Below are 17,707 nucleotides of genomic sequence, written 5' to 3'. Positions count from 1 at the left end.
TTAACCCTCAGGGCGCGCGCATGAAGCGCAGGAGCATCTCGATCACGTTGTCCCGCCGGTGCGCGATGTACGCCGAGGACTTCATGTCGAGCTTGAAGATCAGCCCGAAGGTATGCTGGTTGGACACGTTGAAGAAGCTCAGCGCCGAGATCGATGCGTGGATGTCGACCGCATCCAGGCCGCGGCGGAACACCCCGTCCTGCACGCCCCGCTCGTAGAGGTGCTTGATCGCCGCGATGGCGGGGACGTTGAGCTCCTGGATGCGCTGGGACTGCGCCAGGAACTGGCCGCGATTGATGTTCTCGTTCATCACCAGGCGGATGTAGTTCTCGTGCTGCAGGTGATGGTCGAAGGTGAAGGCCACCAGCCGGCGCAGGGCCTGCTCCGGCTCCAGGTCCTGCAGGTGCAGCTCGGACTCGATGTCGCGCACGCGCTTGTACGACTCCTCCAGCACGGCAAGGTACAGGCCTTCCTTGCTGCCGAAGTAGTAATAGATCATCCGCTTGCTGGTTTGCGTCAGCGCGGCGATCTCGTCGATGCGCGCGCCGGCCAGGCCTTTCTCGCCGAACTCCGAGGCGGCCACTTCCAGGATGTTGGCCTTGGTGCGTTCCGGATCGTTGGTGCGCGTCGTCTCCCGGGCAGGCGCCCGACGGCGTTTCGCGGGCACCTGCGAATGTACCGGTTCGTTCATTTCGCGGAGTATAGGTCGCGCGCCGCCGTCCGCCAACCAGCATTGCCCGGCGCGGCGCGGGATGCGAGGATGGAGGGCTGGAGAACTCGAAAGACAACGAGCATGGCCTTCTACACGCATCGCGTTCCGGTCCGCACCAGCCTCGATACGCTCTGGTCCCTGTTGCTGGACAAGATCCGCCGCCCGGACCGCTACATCGACGGCGTGGAGCAGGTGGAGATCCTGGACGACATCGGGCCGATGGCGATCGAGCGTCGCATGCACATACGATCTTCCAGCCATGTAACTGCCGTTCGCGAACGTATCCTGGCTGACGAATCCACACACACCGTGCTGTTCAAGTTGCAGGGCGATCCCGTGTTCACCGGATGGGTCGTCAACGTCATCCACGAGGACGGCGAGCACCTGGAATTGGAGTACGCCATGCACTGGACGCCCCGCCCTGGCGCGCAGGTGCCGGAGAGGGATTGGCAGGGTGCCATCACGCGTGCGGTGGAACACACGCGGGAGATGGCCGAGGGGCGCGACGCATAGGCGTTTCGAACGCGCGAAAGCGCGGATCCCCGGCCTCCAACTTGTATCAGGTAGTCCTCCACCTACCGGCCTGTTCATTTCTTGCCGACTGTAGCCGCGCTGCTACAGCGCTTAGATGTCGGTAAGCATTGCAAAGGAGTACCCCATGCATACCGCCATCTGCACATTCGACGACCGCGCCACGGCTGAACAAGCCGTGCAGCGCCTCGTCCAGGCGGGATTCGACCGCCACGACGTCCACATCCAGCACCGGCAATCCGACGGCACCCTCTTGACCGAGGACAACGCGACCCGCTGGGAGGGCATGGAGCGAGAGGTGGCCGTGGGCCATCGCGTGGCCGAAACGCTGGGCTTCTTCTCGAGTCTCTTCGGCCAGGACGCCATGGGGCACACCGCCACTTACTCCCGCGCGATGGAGCGCGGCCAGTGCGTCGTGATGGTGGACGCGCCGGACGATGCGGAAGGCGAGCGCGCGCAGAACATCCTGCTCGGGATGGAACCCGGCGACGTCAAGCTGGTGCCTCGTTCCGGCCAGCCGTTGCGCGACATCGTGAGCGACGGCCGCTCGCCGGGCGTGCAGGAGCGCTTCGGCAGCGCCCGCTCGGACGCCGCTCGCGAAGGCGAGGTCGCGCGCGAGCGCGCCATGGCTTCGCAAGGCTGGGGCGAGCAGCGCACCCTGGAACTGGTGGACGACGACCAGCCGATCGCGTCGCCGCGCCTGCAGTCCGATCGGGACGAGAAGCCGCGTTGACGGCTCTTTCCCACTGGTCGAGGCCCGCATTCGCGGGCCTTTTTCGTTGGAGCGACAATCCGTGGCCGGCTTCGCGAACGCGAACCCCGGCGTCCCCCGCACTCCGCTCACTTCGAGACCCCGCCATGCCCTTGCAATTCGCCGACCGCCTGAACAACGTCGAAACCTCCGCCATCCGCGAGCTGTTCAAGCTGCTTGGCAAGCCGGGGATCATCTCCTTCGCCGGCGGCTTCCCCGACTCCGCGATGTTCGACGTGGAAGGCCTGCGCGAAGCGTCGCAGAGGGCGCTGCAGGAAGAGCCGGGCGGCGCCCTTCAATACGGTGCGACCGAGGGGTACGAGCCGCTGCGCACGCAGCTCGCCGCCTTCGAGCGCAGCAAGGGCGTGACCGACATGGAGCCGCAGAACCTGATCGTCACGACCGGCAGCCAGCAGGCGCTGGACCTCCTGGGCAAGACGATGATCAGCCCGGGCGACAAGGTCATCGTCGAAGGCCCCACCTTCCTGGCCACCATCCAGTGCTTCCGTCTGTATGGCGCCGACATCGAAAGCGCCCCCATCGACGCCGACGGCGTGCAGGTGGACAAGCTGGAGCAGATGATCCGCCAGCACAAGCCGAAGTTCGTCTACCTGATTCCCACCTTCGGCAATCCGAGCGGCGCGCTGCTCTCGCTGGAGCGCCGCAGGAAGATCCTGGAACTGGCGGTGAAGTACCAGGTGCTGGTCGTGGAAGACGATCCGTACGGGGACCTCTACTTCGGCGAGCCGCCGCCCCCGAGCATGCTGGCGCTGTCGAAGGACGTGCCCGGCAGCCGCGAATGGCTCGCGCATTGCGGCAGCATGAGCAAGGTGCTCAGCCCCGGCCTGCGCGTGGGCTGGCTGGTGGCCCAGCCCGAGTTGCTGGCCAAGGCGACGATGTGCAAGCAGTTCAGCGATGCCCACACGAGCACTTTCGCGCAGGCGACGGCGGCCCAGTACTTGAAGAGCGGGCGGATGCCGGCGACGCTGGACAACGTGCGAAAGAAGTACGCGGAGCGGGCGCATGCGATGGCGCAGGCGCTGCGGCGGGAGCTGGGCGATGCGATCGCGTTCACCGAGCCGAAGGGCGGCTTGTTCTTCTGGGCGCGGCTGACGGGCAAGGGCGGCAAGGTGAAGGATGCCGGGGAGTTCGCGAAGCGCGCCATCGAGCAGGGGGTGGCGTTCGTGCCGGGGGCGCCGTTTTTTGCGAAGGATGCGGACTTGAGTACGTTGCGGCTCAGTTTTGCGACGGCGGATGTCAACAGGATTCTGGAAGGCGTCGGCAGGCTGCGAGCGGCCCTCTAGGTACGCAAGCGCGGGGCGGCCGCCGGAGGCAGCGGCTCAGGCGGAGCGCGGCGCCCGCCGTCCGCAGAAATGCCGCATGATGCGCGCCGATGCCGCGCTCGCCCTCCGCCAAAGCCCTCCCTCTCGTGCTCCTGCTCACCTTCGTGTGGGGCACCAACTGGGCGTTGTTCCCGCTGGCGGTCAAGGAGGTCTCGGTCTGGACCTTCCGATCCATCAGCCTCGTGGGCGCCGGTGTCCTGCTGCTGGCGATCGCCCGACTGCGCGGCATGTCGCTGGCCGTTCCGCGCGCTTGCTGGCCCGCCGTGACGGCCGCGGCGTTCATCTACCTCGTCGTCTGGAATCTCGCGAGCACCTATGCCGCGGTCCTGATCCCATCGGGCCAGGCCGCGATCCTCGGGTTCACGATGCCGCTGTGGACCGTGCTGGTCGTGTGGCTGGCGTTCGGGGAGAAGCCGCGCGGCCGCATGGTGATCGCCATGGCGCTTGCCGCCCTGGGGGTTGTGCTGCTCGCGATCCCCGCGCATGCCGACTATGCCGCCGCCCCGGCAGGCTTCCTGCTCGGCCTGCTCGCCGGACTTGGCTGGGCGGTCGGCACGGTGATCCTCAAGCGCGCGAACGTACCCACACCGGCGCTGGTGCTGACGGGCTGGCAGTTGTTGATCGCCGCCGTGCCGCTCACCATTGGCGCGTTGTGGCTGGGAGCTGGCCAAGCGCACAGCGTGTCGTGGCAGACCATCCTCGTCATCGCCTACATCACGGTCGTGCCGATGGCCATCGGCAACGTGACGTGGTTTTCCATCGCGGGACTGCTGCCGCCGGGCGTCGCGGGGCTTTCGTCCGTGATGGTTCCCATGGTGGCGATGGTGACCGGGGCGCTGGCGCGCAGCGAACCCCTCGGACCGTGGCAACTGGGCGCGATGGCATGCAGCGCCACCGCGATGTTCCTGGCGCTTCGGAAGTGATCTCGATTGCGCAGCGCGGCAATTTCTGGCTCAATCGGCCGGGGCCTCCCAAGGTCGGGCATTGCACAAGCGCGCCCTTTTGTTACACCCAGCCCTTTGAAAGTTGGTTGATGTTTGGACGAAGCCGGTTGGCGCTGGGCGTTGGCGCGGGACTGACGATCGGCTTTCTCGCCCTGATAGTGATCGTGGGCGCCACCATCTGGCTGGTCGAACGCGGCAACAGCCTGTATGAGCAATCGGCGTTGCAACGGTCGATCCGCATCGTCGCCGTGGATCTGCGCGATCACCTGCGCACCGCGGAGTCGAGCCAGCGCGGATTTCTCCTGACCGGCAACGAGATCTATCTGGCCCCTTACGACACGGCCAAGACGCGGGCACGGCAGGAGCTGGACGACCTGGGCCGAATGATTGCGCCGGATGCCCCGAACCGGGCCATGCTGCCCCGGTTGTCGGAAGCGGTGGCCGAAAAAATCGCCGAGATGGACAACACCATCGCGCTGAAAAGTGCCGGGCGCGATGCCGACGCCATGGCATTGGTCCAGAAGAATCGCGGCAAGACGCTGATGGATGAAATCAATGTCTTTCTCTATGGCGCGATATTGACTGCCGACGAGAGCGGCACGCTCCATGGCGCGGAACACCAACACAACGCATCGCTGCTGCGCTGGATCTCGGCGGGCGCCGCCGTGGTCATCGTCCTGGTGGTGTTGGTGGTGGCCTTTACCGTCTACCGCAACGGGCAGGACCTGAAACAGGCGCGCGACGAGGTGCAGGCCATCAACCTGACCCTGGAAGAACGCGTGAAGGCCCGCACCGCCGATCTGGCCCAGGCACGGGAGCGCGCGGAAGTGCTGCTGACCGAGGTGAATCACCGCGTGGCGAACAGCCTGCAGCTGGTGGCGGTGCTGGTGCGGATGCAATTGCGCTCCGTCACCGATACCGCGGCCAAGGACGCATTGCTGGAAACGGAATCGCGGATCAACGCCATCTCGCTGATCCACAAGAGCCTCTATACGTCAGGCGACGTGACCAGCGTGGCGCTGGACGATTACCTGGGCGCCATGCTGGGCAACCTGGAAACGGCGATGAGGAAGGACGGCCATACCGCCATCCTGAAGTGCTACCTGGAGCCGATTTCGCTGCGCACCGACGCCAGCGTCAGCCTGGGCGTGGCCGTGCAGGAACTGGTGACCAACGCCTTCAAATATGCCTATCCCGACGACAAGCCCGGCGAGGTGCGGGTGCGGCTGAAGCGATTGGACGACGACAAGGCCGAGCTGACGGTCGAGGACGATGGCGTGGGGATTGCGCCGGACGCCTCGCCGGCGGGCACCGGCCTGGGCAGCAAGATCGTCCGCACGATGGCGTCGTCGCTGCAGACCCATGTGGAATACATCAACCGCGCCCCGGGGACGTTGGCGCGGCTGGTGCTGAAGACGGCGACTGCGTGATGGGAACTGGGATGAAATTCCGACTGGCCGCGATGGCTGCACTGGGGTGTCTCGGCGGCGCTGCGTGGGCCGCTGGCGGCGAGGGGCTGACCGTGCCGGTCAAGCTGCCCGCGTACGACGCGGCACGCGCTTCCTGCAGGGCGCCGGCCGGGTTGCAGAAGAAGCTGGTGTTCGTGCAGGACAACCGGCGCGAATTCATGCAAGGCGCGGGGCGCGGGCTGGAAGCCGCGGCGCGGGCGCGGGGCCTGGCCTATGGCGTTGCCTTCGCCAACAACGATCCCGCGCTGATGATCAAGCAGGTGGGCGACATTGCGACCGACAAGACGGGCGCGATCGTGGTCGCGCCGATCGATCCGCCGTCGCTCGCGCCGGCCTTGAAGAAGGTCATCGTCGCGGGCGCCTACGTGGGTGCCATCGTGCCGCCGCCGGCGACCACGGTGTTGAACGCGCCGCAATACCTGACCGGCAAGGTCCTGGCGGAAGCGGCGGCAGATTACATTCGCACGCGGCTGGGCGGAAAGGCCAGGGTCGTGCTGCTGACGCATGACAGCCTGCAATTCCTGGCGCCGCGGTTCACCGCCATGCGCGATACCCTGCGGAAACTGCCGGGCGTGACGATCGTGGCGGACATTTCGCCCGCCACGGTCGACAAGCAGGGCGGCTATCGCACGATGAAGACGATCCTGCTGGCGCAGCCGAACATCGATGTGGTGCTTGGCGCGGACACGGTGGTGCTCGGCGCGCTGGCGGCATTGCGCGAAGCGGGCAAGGCGCGGGCTGACCAGTTTCTGGGCGGTATCGACGGCGAGCAGGAAGCGGTCGTCGAAATCAAGAAAGGTGGCGGCCCCTACAAGGCAAGCATCAGCCTTGCTTCCTCCATCTTCGGTTATGCGATGGGCCAGCAGGCCGCGGACTGGCTGGAAGGAAAATCCATCCCGCAGGCAATGGACATCCTGCCCAAGGCGCTCACCGGCAGCAACATCGCGGACTATGAACGCGATACTGCCAACCCCGGCGAGGTGTATGCCGATCCGGCGCGGCGCGCGTCCTACCTGAAGATGTACGGCAATATCTGTTCCGACACGCGGGAGAACTACATCAATTTCCCCTGGTCGTCGGAAACCAAATAGCATGGCCGCCAACCCTTTCGTCATCCTCTACGTCGAAGACAACGACCTGGTCCGCGAGTCGTTCGCCGAGTTGCTCACCACGGCCGAGCGCCGGGTCGTCTCGGTGGCTGACGGCGCCGGCGCGCGCGAGGCCCTTCGCGCGCAGGGCGTCAACCTGCTGATCACGGACATCAACCTGCCCGACGGCTCTGGCGTCGACGTGGCGCGCGAGGCCCTCCGGCAGAATCCGGCGCTGCCGGTGATCGTCTGTTCCGGGTATGACTTGGGCGACGTCGCCCGGTCGCTCGGCCCTACCGCTCATTCGATGAGGAAGCCCGTCGACCTGGACGAACTCGAGGCGCTGGTCGAGCGGCTGGCGCGATGAGCTCCATCATGGATGCCACGTCGAGACCACCTTCGGCGTAGCCTCCGAAGCACTCCCCGCCAAGGCATAGGACAACTCGTTGGCCGCCGCGATGACGGTCTTCGCGTGCGCCTCCAGCTTCTTGTGCGACAGCCTGGCCACCGGCCCGGAGATGCACATCGATCCCAGCAGCCGCCAGCTCAATCCGAACACCGGCGCGGCGACGCTCGCCACCTCCGGCTCGCGTTCCCCCATCGAGATGTGATACCCCTTCTGGCGGATCAACTCGTAGTCCTTCCCCTTCTCGCCCATGAAGGCCAGGATCACCTTGCCGGGCGCTCCCTTGTCCAGCGGCAGCCGCTCGCCGATGCGCACGTGGTGGCGCACGGCCTGCGGGCCCTCCACGCGTGAGATGCAGGCACGGATGTCGCCCTCGCGCGCATAGAAGGACGCGCTCTCGCCGGTGGCGAGGCTCAGTTGCCGCAGTGCGGGCTCCACCACGCCGTTGACGTCGAAGCCGGCCTGGTAGCGCGCGCCCAGCCATCCGGTCGCCGGGCCCAGGCGCCAGCCGCCGTCATCCCGCTGCACCATGTAGCCGGACTGCGCGAGGGTGCGCGCGAGGCGCAACACCGTCGTCTTGTGCATGCCGGTGCGGCGGCTCAACTCCGCCAGCTGCAGGCTGGCTTCGCCGACCTGGAACGCCTCCATCAGCGACAGCGCGCGGGTGACGGCGGTCACGCCGCCGGCAGCGGGTTCCTCTTCGACGGGAGCAGGCTGGACTTTGCGGGACGGGTTGCGCATGGTGAAACAAGGCGTGCAGAGTGCAACCCCATTGTACGGAGTGGAACGCGCTTTCAAAATCCGCCCCATCGACGAAGCAACGCTTCGCGAGATCCACCCGAAGGAGACAAACCCATGCAGATTTCCCGTCGCGTCGCGCTGGCCCTGGCCGTCGCTGCCACCTTTTCTTCCGGCGCCGTGCTGGCCCAGGCCTGGCCCGCCAAGCCCATCAAGCTGATCGTGCCGTTCCCGGCCGGCGGCGGCACCGACATCATCGGCCGCGAGGTGGCGCAGAAGCTTGCCACCAATACTGGCTGGACGGTCATCATCGACAACAAGCCGGGCTCCGGCGGCAACCTGGGTGTGGACGCCGCTGCCAAGTCGCCGGCCGACGGCTACACCTTCGTGCTGGGCCAGACCAGCAACCTGGCGATCAATCCGACGCTGTACTCCAAACTGCCTTACGACCCGGTCAAGGACCTGTCGCCGGTGAGCATGGTGGCCAGCGCGCCGCTGGTGATCGTGGTGGCGGCCGACTCGCCGTACAAGACGCTGGCCGACATCGTCGCCGCCTCCCGCGCCAAGCCGCTCAGCCTGAACTACGCCACCTCCGGCAACGGCACCGTGGCCCACCTGGCCACCGAGATGTTCCAGCGCACGGCCAACGTGCAGCTCACGCACGTGCCGTACAAGGGCGCAGCGCAAGGTGCGACGGACCTGATCGGCGGCCAGGTGCAGCTGTACGTGTCGTCCGTGCCCACGCTGATCGGCCACATCAAGAACGGCAAGATGCGCGCCATCGCCGTCACGTCCGCCAAGCGCGCCGACGACCTGCCGCAGGTGCCCACCATCGCCGAGTCCGGCTACAAGGGTTTCGAGGCGGTCACGTGGTTCGGCATCGCCGGCCCGGCCAAGCTGCCCAAGGAGGTGGTGACCCGCCTCAACGCCGAGATCAACAAGGCCCTGCAGGCGCCCGACCTGCTGAAGAAGCTCAGCGACCAGGGCGCGGACGTCGCCGGCAGCACGCCGGAACAGTTCGCCACCCTCATCCGCGACGAGATCGCCCGCTGGGGCAAGGTCGTCAAGGAATCCGGCGCCAAGGTGGATTGATCGCCATGAAGCAAGCCACTCCCGACATCGTCCGCAACTTCGAGCGCGTTTCCGCCGACCTGGTGAAGCAGGCCTCGCAGTACCAGCCGGCCATCATGGCCGACGTCGCCGGCCGCCGCGGCGCGCTGCACGGCCGCATCGCCGCGCTGCGCCCGCGCATGAAACTGGCCGGCCCCGCCTTCACGGTGGAAGTGCGTCCCGGCGACAACCTGATGATCCACGCCGCCATGGCGATGGCCAAGCCCGGCGACGTGCTGGTCATCGACGGCAAGGGCGACCAGACCGCTGCGCTCATGGGCACCATCATGATGACGGCCTGCCGCCAGCTCGGCATCGCCGGTGTGGTGATCGACGGCGCGGTGCGCGACAGCCTGGAGATCGACGAGATGGACTTCCCGGTCTTCTCCGTCGGCATGAATCCGAACGGACCGACCAAGCAAGTCGGGGGCCGCATCGGTCATCCCGTCACGGTGGGCGGGGTCACCGTGCATCCCGGCGACTTCGTGATCGGCGACGCCGACGGCGTGGTGGTCGTGGAGCGCGACAAGCTCGAATCGCTCCTGCCGCTGGCCGCGAAGAAGGTGGCCGACGAATCGGCGCGCATCGCGCAGATCAAGCAGGGCAAGACCAGTGCTTCGTGGCTCGACGCCGCGTTGCGCACCGCCGGCGTGTTGAAGGAAGGCGAGTCGCTGTGAGCAAGCCGGCCCTCCTGGTGACCGCGGCAGACCTGGCGCCGCAGGCGCTCGCGCTGCTGCAGGATTTCGAGATCGTGTACGCGGGCAAGACGCCGCAACCGGCGGACATCGTGGCCCTGGCGCGCCGGCACGATCCCGTCGCGATCATCGTTCGCTACGGCCAGGTGAACGCCGAGGCAATGGACGCGGCGCCATCGCTGAAGGTGATCTCCAAGCACGGCAGTGGCATCGACACGATCGACAAGGTGGCCGCGGCCGCGCGTGGCATCGAAGTGAAGGCGGCGGTGGGCGCGAACGCCGCGGCGGTGGCGGAGCAGGCGATGGCGCTGCTGCTGGCATGCGCCAAATCGGTCGTCAAGCTCAACGACCGCATGCACCACGGTCACTGGGACAAGGCCACGCACAAGAGCGTGGAGCTGGCGGGGCGCACCGTCGGCGTCGTCGGCCTCGGTGCGATCGGGCGCCGGTTCGCGCGCATCGCAGCGGCCATGGAAATGCGCGTGATCGGTTTCGATCCGTTTGCCAAGGACTTGCCGGACCACGTGCGACCGGTGGATCTGGCCACGCTGTGGAGCGAGGCGGACGTGATCTCGCTGCATTGCCCGCTGACGGAGGAGAACCGGAACCTGCTGAATGCGCAGACTCTGTCGCAGTGCAAACGCGGCGTGATCGTCGTGAACACGGGGCGTGGTGGCTTGATCGACGAGGCGGCGCTTCTCGCCGCGTTGGAGAGCGGACAGGTGGGCATGGCGGGGCTGGATGCGTTCGCCCAGGAGCCGACGCCGGCGAACCATCCGTTCTTCGGGCATCCGCAGCTGGTGCTGAGTCCTCACATCGGCGGCGTGACGAGCGACGCGTACGTGAACATGGGGATCGCCGCCGCGAACAATGTGTTGGCGGTGGTGGGGAAGGCCGTGGCGGCCTGAACCGGGGTTCGGCTGCGCGCTCGCCACCGGCTTTCGCAAGCCGTTCCCTCGTAAGCCGGGGTGACGCAGGAACCCCGGTATCCACGCCCGCTACCATCCCCGGGTGTTCTTCGACATCTTTCTCGGCCTGCTCGCCTCGCTGCAGGGCGCCGCGGCCTACGGCATGGCGCTGTGGCTGCTGTTCTCCGCCGGCGTCGGCGCGCCGCTGAGCCAGGACGTCCTGCTGCTCGCAAGCGCGAAGCTCGCATCGATGCAACCGATCCCGTTGGTCCTCGTCGCATGGCTGGCGGTGATGGCGGGTGACACCCTCAGCCTGTGGATCGGCCACCATTACGGCGCCCGCTGGATCCGCAAGCCCTGGGCGCGCCGCATCGTCGCCCCGGAGCGGTTGCCGGGCCTGGAGGAAAAGATGCGCCGCTACGGCGGCCTACTGGCCTTCGTCACGCGCTTTCTTCCCGGCCAGCGGGGCACGCTGTTTTTCATTTACGGCACGCTGCGGCTGCCGTATCGCACCTTCTTCCTCGCGAACGGCATCGCCGCCGCGATCCAGGTACCGCTTTTCGTCTACGGTGCACGCAGCCTGGGTTGGCAGTGGCAAGCCCTGCAGACGCGCTTCGATGGGGCTGACACGATCCTGACCGTCGCTGTCGTCGCGATCCTGCTTGCGTGGTGGCTGCGTGAGCGTCGTCGCACGCGTACGGCCTGAGTGCCGCGTTCCTACAAGCGCCGCCGCCATCGGCGCACCCGGCCCGTCCGCCCGCTTTCCTAAGGTGGCGACCATGCAGAAATCGTTTGCCCTCTCTTTCCGATCGGCGCTTCACAAGGCCGTGCTCGTCGGCGCAGCCTGTTGCCTGTCACCGGTGTTTGCCGGGGTGGACAAGACGCCCGGGCCGGCGAAGTCCAAGGCAAAGGCAAGCCCGGCGAAGAAGAAAGCAAAGCCCGGACCGCTCGCCGACTTCGGCCAGACCGAAGCGCCTGCCGACGTCGTGCACATCGCCAACTGGGTTTCCTACACGCGCAACAACCAGAAGAAGGCCTTCGTCGTCATCGACAAGAAACAGGCGCAGATGTACCTGTTCGAGCCGGACGGCAAGCTCAAGAGCCATTCGCCTGTCTTGTTGGGCCGCGCGGTCGGTGACGTGATTCCTCCCGGCACGGCCAGCAAGCCGATCTCGCAACTGAAGGAAGACGAGAAGACGACGCCGGCCGGCCGCTTCCTGGCCATGCCCGGCAAGAACAAGGGCGGCGACAACGTGATCTGGATCGATTACGACGCAGCCATCTCGTTGCACCGCCTGCGCAAGGTCGGCAAGGAGAACCGGGCCGGGCGCATGGCCACCGCGGACATTGGCGACAACCGCATCTCGAACGGTTGCGTCAACGTGCCCGCCGCGTTCTACGATGGATTGCTGCGGCCGACGGTGTCGAAGAAGGGTGCGTATGTTTACGTGCTGCCGGAGACGAAGACGGCGCAGCAGTTGTTCGGCTCGTACGACGTCCGGAGCAAGGCGGTGCAGGTGGCTGCGGCGGCCTACGAAATCCGCGACCCCAGCAGTCGCAACAACTCGCGGTTCACCGATTCCGCCGCTTCGTACTGCACCCAATGCCCCGCCCCGGGCACCAGCACCAGCTCCCCGAACCGCGGCGCCGTCGAAATTTTCGCCCGCAGCGCCGGCAGCACGTCGCAGTACAACGCATCCCGCTCGCCGTAGATCGCATCCATCGGGCAGGACAAGGCAGGCAGCGTGCGCGCCAGGATGTCCGTCAGCGCCAGCCGGCGCCGGTGCATGCGGTCGCGCGGCACGTTGGCGGATTGGAGGGCCACCGCCACGTCGTCGACCGACTCCGGCTTGTGCAGCATCAGCATGGCCAGGTTGCCGCGATGGGCCGCGGCCCGCTGATCCGGGGGCAGCGTCCGCCACGACGTGAGCGGCAAGCGCTTGTCCCGCAAACCGAGGCCCGGGGCTCCAAGCAGGACGAGCCTTCGCACCCGCTGCGGATGCGAAGCCGCCATCAACGCGGCGACCAGCCCGCCGAAGGAAAAGCCGGCAACGTCCACCGGCGCGTCCCCCAGCAGCCGCCGAATCCCCTCGACCACGACCGGCGCGACCGCATCGGCGTCCTGCCCGCCAGGCGGACGCGCCGAGTCACCGAAGCCGGGCAGGTCCGGCACCAGCACGTGGCGGCCGGCGGCGGCCAGTGCCTCCACGTTGCGGATCCAGTGCGTCCAGCTGCCGCTGCCGCCGTGCAGCAGCACGAGGGGGTCCCCTCGGCCCCAGCCGTGCCACACCACGTCGCCCTCGCCGCCCGCGGTCGTGCTGCGCGTGGCGAGCGCCAGGACGCGCAGTGCTTCGGGCGGCAGTTCGGTTTCGAGCGCGGGGATGCCGGTCACAGCAGGTCGTTCAGCAAGTACGCCGCGTTGGCCTTCACCTTGCGCACGATCCCGCGCTTGTGCCATTCCTCGATCACGATCTCGTTCGCGCGCTGCGCGTACTTCTCGAAGATCGCGTCCAGCTTCGCCGTCACGCCCTTGTCCAGGATGCCGACGGTGATCTCGTCGTTGGTGTCGAAGGAGCGGTCGTCGAAATTGGTGGAGCCCACCGCGCTCCAGCAGCTGTCCACCGTCATCACCTTCTGGTGCAGCAGCGTGTGCGGGTACTCGAACAGGCGCACGCCGTTCTTCAGCAGCCTCTCGAAGTGGTAGTGCCCGGCGTGCTGCACCATCGGCGAGTCGGAGCCGCTGGTGGACGGCATCAGCACGCGCACGTCCACGCCGCGCTTGACGGCAGCTCCCAGCGCGTCGATGGCCTCCTTCTTGGGAATGAAGTACGGGTTCTGGATCCAGATGCGCTCGCGCGCCAGGCACAGCACCGTGTGGTGCAGGATCTTCACCGCCGGCGCAGAATTCTCCGGCTTCGCGTACGCGGCGAACACGGAGATGTCGCCCGTTTTCTCCAGCTTCGGGAAGAACGCGTCGCCCACGAACAGTTCGCCGGTTTCCCCCGCCCAGTTCTCGCTGAAGGTCCCCTGGATGCTGTGGACGATCGGTCCATGCATCCAGACGGTCACGTCGGAGTTGTGTTCGTGGTCTTCCGCATTGCCGAGCCAGTCGTCGGTGATGCAGTGGCCGCCGACGAAGGCCTCCTTGCCGTCCACGATGCAGATCTTGCGGTGGTCGCGGTCGTTCAGCACCCCCAGCGACCGCAGCGATCGCTTGTGGAAGAACTTGACCTTGCAGCCCGCCTCGCGCAGGCGGTCCACCATGTCCTGCTCCATGGTCTTGCTGCCCACGGCGTCGAGCATGATGCGCACCGTCACGCCGGCGGCCGCGCGGTCCATGAAGGCGGCGGCCAGTCGCTTGGCCAGTTCCCCCGGCTTCCACAGGAAGGTCTCGAAGTGCACCGATTTCTGCGCGGCCCGGATGCGCTGCTCCAGCACGTCGTAGAACTGGCCGTTCTCCAGGATCTCCACGGAGTTGCCTTCCACCGAAGAGCCGAGCGTCAGGCCGGACAGCGAGGGCATCAGGTCGGCAATGCCGGATTCGGACTGCACCTGCAGCACCGGGCTGCGGTGGCGGCGGATGGACCAGATCGCCAGCAGCATCAGGGGCACGGTGGCGAAGAACAGCCACATCCAGAAGGTTTCGCTCATGTCGTCTCGTCGGTTGCGTCGGGCGGGATTATCCCGGCGGCCGGCGTAACCGGGGGCATCACAAGGCCTCCTCGTGCCCGTGCCATCGAGTGTTGCAAAACCGTAACTCAGCTGACACGCAGGTGGCAGGGGCGAATACCCGCCCGGCGGATCCTGCTCAAGGAAGCTGGATGACGGACGGGCGCTAGACTGCGGCAGCACCACCTGCCGCCGTCATGACCACCACACCGACCCGCCACGCCGCATCCGCATTGCTCACTTTCTCGCGCGACCTCCTGGTCGGGGCGGGCATGCCCGGCGACAAGGCCGAAGCCGTCGCCGGCATCCTGCTCGAGGGCGACCTGCTCGGCCACACGACGCACGGCCTGCAGTTGCTCCCCGGTTACCTGAAGGAGGTGGAGTCCGGGTCGATGCGCGTGCAGGGCGATCCGGAAGTGATCCACGAAGCGCCGGCGGCGCTCACCTGGAATGGCCGACGACTGCCTGGCCCGTGGCTGGTCCTGCAGGCCATGCAGGCGGCCACGCGCATGGCGCGCGCCTGCGGCACCGGGTCGGTGGCCATCCGGCAGAGCCACCACATCGCGTGCCTGGCGGCATTCCACAAGCGCGCGACCGACGAGGGCCTGATGATGATCCTGGCCTCGTCGGACGCCAACTCGGCGAGCGTCGCTCCCTTCGGCGGCCTCGACCCGGTGTTCACGCCCAATCCGATCTCCATCGGCATTCCCACCAGCGGCGCGCCCATCGTCACGGACATTTCGACGTCCGCCACCACCAACGGACTGACCAACCGGCTGCACCAGGAAGGCGGCCGCCTGCCGGCGCAATGGGTGATCGACGGACATGGCAAGCCATCGGACGACCCGGCGGTGCTGTTCAAGGAACCGAAGGGCACGATCCTGCCCCTGGGTGGGCTGGATTCGGGGCACAAGGGCTACGGCCTGTCGCTGACGGTCGAAGCGTTGACCGGCGGGCTCGCGGGCTTCGGCCGCGCCGACCCCAAGCAGGGCTGGGGCGCCACGGTGTTCCTGCAGATCATCGACCCGGAGGCCTTCGGCGGGCGTGCGGATTTCTTGCGGCAGATGGACGAAGTGGCGCGGCAGTGCCATGCGTCGCGCCCGGCGCAAGCCGGCAGGCCGGTGCGCCTGCCGGGCGAGAAAGGCTTCGCGCTGGCCGAGGAGCAGCGCGCCAAGGGCATCGCCCTGCACCCCGGCATCCTCGATGCGCTCAAGCCGTGGGCGGAGAAATTGAAGGTGAAGTTGCCGGCGGATGCGTGATCGTCACGCGGGCTTTCCGGCCGCAGGGCGCCACTTGCGCACCCACACGGCCAGCGGCCACAGCACGGCTGCAATCGTCATGACCGCGAGCACCATGGAAACGGGGCGGCTGAAGAACGGCATCAGGGTGCCGTCCGACTTGATCAGCGACGTGACGAAGTTCTGCTCCACCATCGTGCCCATCACGGCGCCCAGCACGAGCGCGGCGACGGGATAGCCATTGCGGTCGAGGAAGAAGCCGACGAGCCCGAAGGTGGCGACGGTGAACACCAGCGCCAGGTTGTTGCCCGTGGCGAAGGACCCGACCGCGCACAGCAGCACGATGATCGGCATGATGAACGAGCGCGGCACGTACAGCACGTAGCGCGCCGAGCGGATCATCATGATGCCCAGGGGGATCATGATGATGTTGGACAGGATGAAGACGATGTACAGGGCGTACATGCTCGACGCCTTTTCCGTGAACAGCATGGGCCCCGGATTCAGCCCCTTCATGTAAAGGACGCCGATCGCGATGGCCGTGATGGTGTCGCCCGGAATGCCGAACAGCAGCGAAGGCACCCAGCCGGACGCGAGGCTGGCGTTGTTGCTGGAGCCCGCCTCGATCAGGCCTTCCGGGTGGCCGGTGCCGAACTTCTCGGGAGTCTTCGAGAAGCGCTTGGACATCGCATAGCTGACCCAGGCCGCCATGTCGGCGCCCGCGCCGGGCAGCACGCCGATGATGATGCCGACGATGTTGCCGCGCACCTGCTGCTTGGGATGCGACTTGGTCAGCGCCCATTGGCCCGCGAGGATGCTGCCGAACTTGCGTGGCGGCAGCACCGGCACATCGCGTGCGGTGTACGAGCGCATCACCTCCGAGACGGCGAACACGCCGACCAGCACCGGGATGATCTCCAGGCCGCCCATGAGTTCGGTGATGCCGAAGGTGAAGCGCGGCACGCCGCCGGGGTTCTCGTTGCCGACGCAGGTGATCAGCAGGCCGAGGAACATGGCGGCGATCGCCTTGATCGGCGAAGAGCGCGCCACGATCGTCGCGCACATCAGCCCCAGCAACGCGAGCCAGAAATACTCGTAGGTCGAAAACTGGAACGCCATCTCGGCCAGCAGCGGCGCCATCGCGATGAGGGAAATGGTGCCGACGATGCCGCCGATGGCCGAAAACCACAGGCAGATGCCGAGCGCCAGTTCAGGCTGGCCGTTGCGGGTCATCGCGAACGCCTCGTCGGTGTACGCGGCCGACGCCGGCGTGCCGGGGATGCGCAGCAGGCAGCCCGGGATGTCGCCGGAGAAGATCGCCATCGCCGAGGCCGCAATGATCGCCGAGACGGCGGCGATGGGCGACATGTAGAACGTCACCGGCACCAGCAAGGCCGTGGCCATGGTCGCCGAAAGCCCCGGCAGGGCCCCCACGATCAGCCCGTAGATGGAAGCGAAGAGGATCGTCAGCAGCACGTCCGGCTGCGCGACCATGGAAAAGCCCTGGAGCAGGTTGTTCATGCAATGCGGCCGCGGCTCAGGCCCATGGGAAGGGCAGGATGCCCGGGGGCAGCGGCACGCGCAGCAGCTTGTAGAAGACCAGGTGCAGCAGCGCCGGCGCGACGAGGGCCAGCACGATGGCGTGCCGGAACTTCGCGCCCTGGCTCCAGGCCAGTCCCAGCACCATCAGCAACGCCGTGATCCAGAAGCCCAGGCGCTCGGAAGCGAAGAAGTAGAAGAAGAGGGCCGCCGGGGGAATCAGCGCCTTCCAGTCGCCATCCACGAAGTTGGCCAGGCGACCCCGGGACGCCCGCAGGGCGTCGGCGTCCGCCACCTCGCCGGTGGCCGAGGTCACGATCTTCTCGTCTTCCTCGAAGGTGCGCCCCACGCCCAGCATGATCAGCACGCCGCAGGCCACCAGCGCGCCGCCGATGACCATGGGGAACACGTTGGGCCCGACCTGCTGGCCGGGCACCGGCGGCAGCAGCGAGCCGCCCCAATAAGAGGCGACTCCCAGCCCGACCAGCATCGCACCGGAGATCCGGTCGGATACCTTCATGCGTGGATCCCCGCCTGCGCGGGGATGACGGCCGGCGTCGCGCTTG

Annotated in this window: 18 protein-coding genes and 1 pseudogene; 13 read left to right on the top strand and 6 right to left on the bottom strand. The window is 67.2% G+C overall.

Translation table 11 applies throughout. The features are described 5' to 3' along the window. Window positions 1-7: 7 nt before the first annotated feature. Window positions 8-691 carry a TetR family transcriptional regulator gene (locus tag WG902_RS04945; RefSeq protein WP_340058823.1) on the bottom strand — a complete coding sequence of 228 codons (684 nt, stop codon included), beginning with the start codon at window positions 689-691 and terminating at the stop codon, window positions 8-10. A 102-nt stretch (window positions 692-793) separates the two neighbouring features. Here WG902_RS04945 and WG902_RS04940 point away from each other — a divergent pair, with 102 nt between their 5' ends. From WG902_RS04940 to WG902_RS04910, 7 genes are all read left to right on the top strand, one after another. After that, a complete protein-coding gene (locus WG902_RS04940; RefSeq protein ID WP_340058822.1) occupies window positions 794-1,225 on the top strand; it encodes an AtaL-like protein in 432 nt (143 codons plus the stop codon). Window positions 1,226-1,370: 145 nt separating this feature from the next. Continuing rightward, the gene (locus WG902_RS04935; RefSeq protein WP_340058821.1) at window positions 1,371-1,976 is read left to right on the top strand and encodes a hypothetical protein; all 606 of its coding nucleotides are present in this window, start codon (window positions 1,371-1,373) and stop codon (window positions 1,974-1,976) included. Window positions 1,977-2,107: 131 nt separating this feature from the next. After that, a complete protein-coding gene (locus WG902_RS04930) occupies window positions 2,108-3,298 on the top strand; it encodes an aminotransferase-like domain-containing protein (protein ID WP_340059438.1) in 1,191 nt (396 codons plus the stop codon). Between the two features lie 89 nt (window positions 3,299-3,387). Further along, the gene (locus WG902_RS04925) at window positions 3,388-4,260 is read left to right on the top strand and encodes a DMT family transporter (RefSeq protein ID WP_340058820.1); all 873 of its coding nucleotides are present in this window, start codon (window positions 3,388-3,390) and stop codon (window positions 4,258-4,260) included. Continuing rightward, window positions 4,221-5,711 (top strand): sensor histidine kinase, encoded by a 1,491-nt coding sequence (locus WG902_RS04920; protein WP_340058819.1) that lies wholly within the window; start codon window positions 4,221-4,223, stop codon window positions 5,709-5,711. The genes WG902_RS04925 and WG902_RS04920 overlap by 40 nt, the downstream gene beginning before the upstream one ends. Window positions 5,712-5,863: 152 nt before the next feature. Next, complete coding sequence (locus WG902_RS04915; RefSeq protein WP_340058818.1) at window positions 5,864-6,841, top strand: sugar ABC transporter substrate-binding protein; 978 nt, start codon at window positions 5,864-5,866, stop codon at window positions 6,839-6,841. A 1-nt stretch (window position 6,842) separates the two neighbouring features. After that, a complete protein-coding gene (locus WG902_RS04910; protein ID WP_340058817.1) occupies window positions 6,843-7,205 on the top strand; it encodes a response regulator in 363 nt (120 codons plus the stop codon). A 6-nt stretch (window positions 7,206-7,211) separates the two neighbouring features. On the opposite strand, the gene WG902_RS04905 is transcribed toward WG902_RS04910, so the two are convergent. Further along, window positions 7,212-7,985 carry an IclR family transcriptional regulator gene (locus WG902_RS04905; RefSeq protein ID WP_340058816.1) on the bottom strand — a complete coding sequence of 258 codons (774 nt, stop codon included), beginning with the start codon at window positions 7,983-7,985 and terminating at the stop codon, window positions 7,212-7,214. 114 nt (window positions 7,986-8,099) lie between these two features. Between WG902_RS04905 and WG902_RS04900 the strand changes: the two genes are divergently transcribed. From WG902_RS04900 to WG902_RS04880, 5 genes and pseudogenes are all read left to right on the top strand, one after another. Then, entirely contained in the window at window positions 8,100-9,074 is a 975-nt protein-coding gene (locus WG902_RS04900; protein WP_340058815.1) for a Bug family tripartite tricarboxylate transporter substrate binding protein, read from the top strand. Between the two features lie 5 nt (window positions 9,075-9,079). Then, window positions 9,080-9,769 (top strand): RraA family protein, encoded by a 690-nt coding sequence (locus WG902_RS04895; RefSeq protein WP_340058813.1) that lies wholly within the window; start codon window positions 9,080-9,082, stop codon window positions 9,767-9,769. Further along, window positions 9,766-10,695 (top strand): NAD(P)-dependent oxidoreductase, encoded by a 930-nt coding sequence (locus tag WG902_RS04890; RefSeq protein WP_340058812.1) that lies wholly within the window; start codon window positions 9,766-9,768, stop codon window positions 10,693-10,695. The genes WG902_RS04895 and WG902_RS04890 overlap by 4 nt, the downstream gene beginning before the upstream one ends. Window positions 10,696-10,798: 103 nt before the next feature. After that, a complete protein-coding gene (locus WG902_RS04885) occupies window positions 10,799-11,401 on the top strand; it encodes a DedA family protein (RefSeq protein WP_340058811.1) in 603 nt (200 codons plus the stop codon). Window positions 11,402-11,474: 73 nt separating this feature from the next. Beyond that, window positions 11,475-12,071, top strand: a pseudogene (locus WG902_RS04880) (L,D-transpeptidase); the annotation flags it as partial. A gap of 155 nt (window positions 12,072-12,226) precedes the next feature. Here the strand turns inward: WG902_RS04880 and WG902_RS04875 are convergent. After that, window positions 12,227-13,087 (bottom strand): alpha/beta fold hydrolase, encoded by an 861-nt coding sequence (locus WG902_RS04875; protein WP_340058810.1) that lies wholly within the window; start codon window positions 13,085-13,087, stop codon window positions 12,227-12,229. Continuing rightward, on the bottom strand, window positions 13,084-14,346 hold the full coding sequence (locus WG902_RS04870) for a phospholipase D-like domain-containing protein (protein ID WP_340058809.1): 1,263 nt from the start codon (window positions 14,344-14,346) through the stop codon (window positions 13,084-13,086). The genes WG902_RS04875 and WG902_RS04870 overlap by 4 nt, the downstream gene beginning before the upstream one ends. A 215-nt stretch (window positions 14,347-14,561) precedes the next feature. Here WG902_RS04870 and WG902_RS04865 point away from each other — a divergent pair, with 215 nt between their 5' ends. Beyond that, window positions 14,562-15,623 (top strand): Ldh family oxidoreductase, encoded by a 1,062-nt coding sequence (locus WG902_RS04865; RefSeq protein ID WP_340058808.1) that lies wholly within the window; start codon window positions 14,562-14,564, stop codon window positions 15,621-15,623. A gap of 3 nt (window positions 15,624-15,626) precedes the next feature. On the opposite strand, the gene WG902_RS04860 is transcribed toward WG902_RS04865, so the two are convergent. Both WG902_RS04860 and WG902_RS04855 read right to left on the bottom strand, forming a co-directional pair. Further along, window positions 15,627-17,123 (bottom strand): tripartite tricarboxylate transporter permease, encoded by a 1,497-nt coding sequence (locus WG902_RS04860; RefSeq protein ID WP_340058807.1) that lies wholly within the window; start codon window positions 17,121-17,123, stop codon window positions 15,627-15,629. Between the two features lie 16 nt (window positions 17,124-17,139). Continuing rightward, window positions 17,140-17,661, bottom strand: coding sequence for a tripartite tricarboxylate transporter TctB family protein (locus WG902_RS04855; RefSeq protein WP_340058806.1), 522 nt, complete (start codon window positions 17,659-17,661; stop codon window positions 17,140-17,142). Window positions 17,662-17,707: the final 46 nt, after the last annotated feature.

This window comes from Ramlibacter sp. PS3R-8, from assembly GCF_037572435.1.
Lineage (GTDB): Bacteria > Pseudomonadota > Gammaproteobacteria > Burkholderiales > Burkholderiaceae_C > Ramlibacter.
This window is presented reverse-complemented; position numbering and strand designations above follow the sequence as displayed.

Coding starts and splice junctions, on each gene's coding strand:
- WG902_RS04945 (WP_340058823.1), bottom strand. CDS start 691: ATGAACGAACCGGTACATTCGCAGGTGCCCGCGAAACGCCGTCGGGCG.
- WG902_RS04940 (WP_340058822.1), top strand. CDS start 794: ATGGCCTTCTACACGCATCGCGTTCCGGTCCGCACCAGCCTCGATACG.
- WG902_RS04935 (WP_340058821.1), top strand. CDS start 1,371: ATGCATACCGCCATCTGCACATTCGACGACCGCGCCACGGCTGAACAA.
- WG902_RS04925 (WP_340058820.1), top strand. CDS start 3,388: ATGCCGCGCTCGCCCTCCGCCAAAGCCCTCCCTCTCGTGCTCCTGCTC.
- WG902_RS04920 (WP_340058819.1), top strand. CDS start 4,221: ATGCAGCGCCACCGCGATGTTCCTGGCGCTTCGGAAGTGATCTCGATT.
- WG902_RS04910 (WP_340058817.1), top strand. CDS start 6,843: ATGGCCGCCAACCCTTTCGTCATCCTCTACGTCGAAGACAACGACCTG.
- WG902_RS04905 (WP_340058816.1), bottom strand. CDS start 7,985: ATGCGCAACCCGTCCCGCAAAGTCCAGCCTGCTCCCGTCGAAGAGGAA.
- WG902_RS04900 (WP_340058815.1), top strand. CDS start 8,100: ATGCAGATTTCCCGTCGCGTCGCGCTGGCCCTGGCCGTCGCTGCCACC.
- WG902_RS04895 (WP_340058813.1), top strand. CDS start 9,080: ATGAAGCAAGCCACTCCCGACATCGTCCGCAACTTCGAGCGCGTTTCC.
- WG902_RS04870 (WP_340058809.1), bottom strand. CDS start 14,346: ATGAGCGAAACCTTCTGGATGTGGCTGTTCTTCGCCACCGTGCCCCTG.
- WG902_RS04865 (WP_340058808.1), top strand. CDS start 14,562: ATGACCACCACACCGACCCGCCACGCCGCATCCGCATTGCTCACTTTC.
- WG902_RS04860 (WP_340058807.1), bottom strand. CDS start 17,123: ATGAACAACCTGCTCCAGGGCTTTTCCATGGTCGCGCAGCCGGACGTG.
- WG902_RS04855 (WP_340058806.1), bottom strand. CDS start 17,661: ATGAAGGTATCCGACCGGATCTCCGGTGCGATGCTGGTCGGGCTGGGA.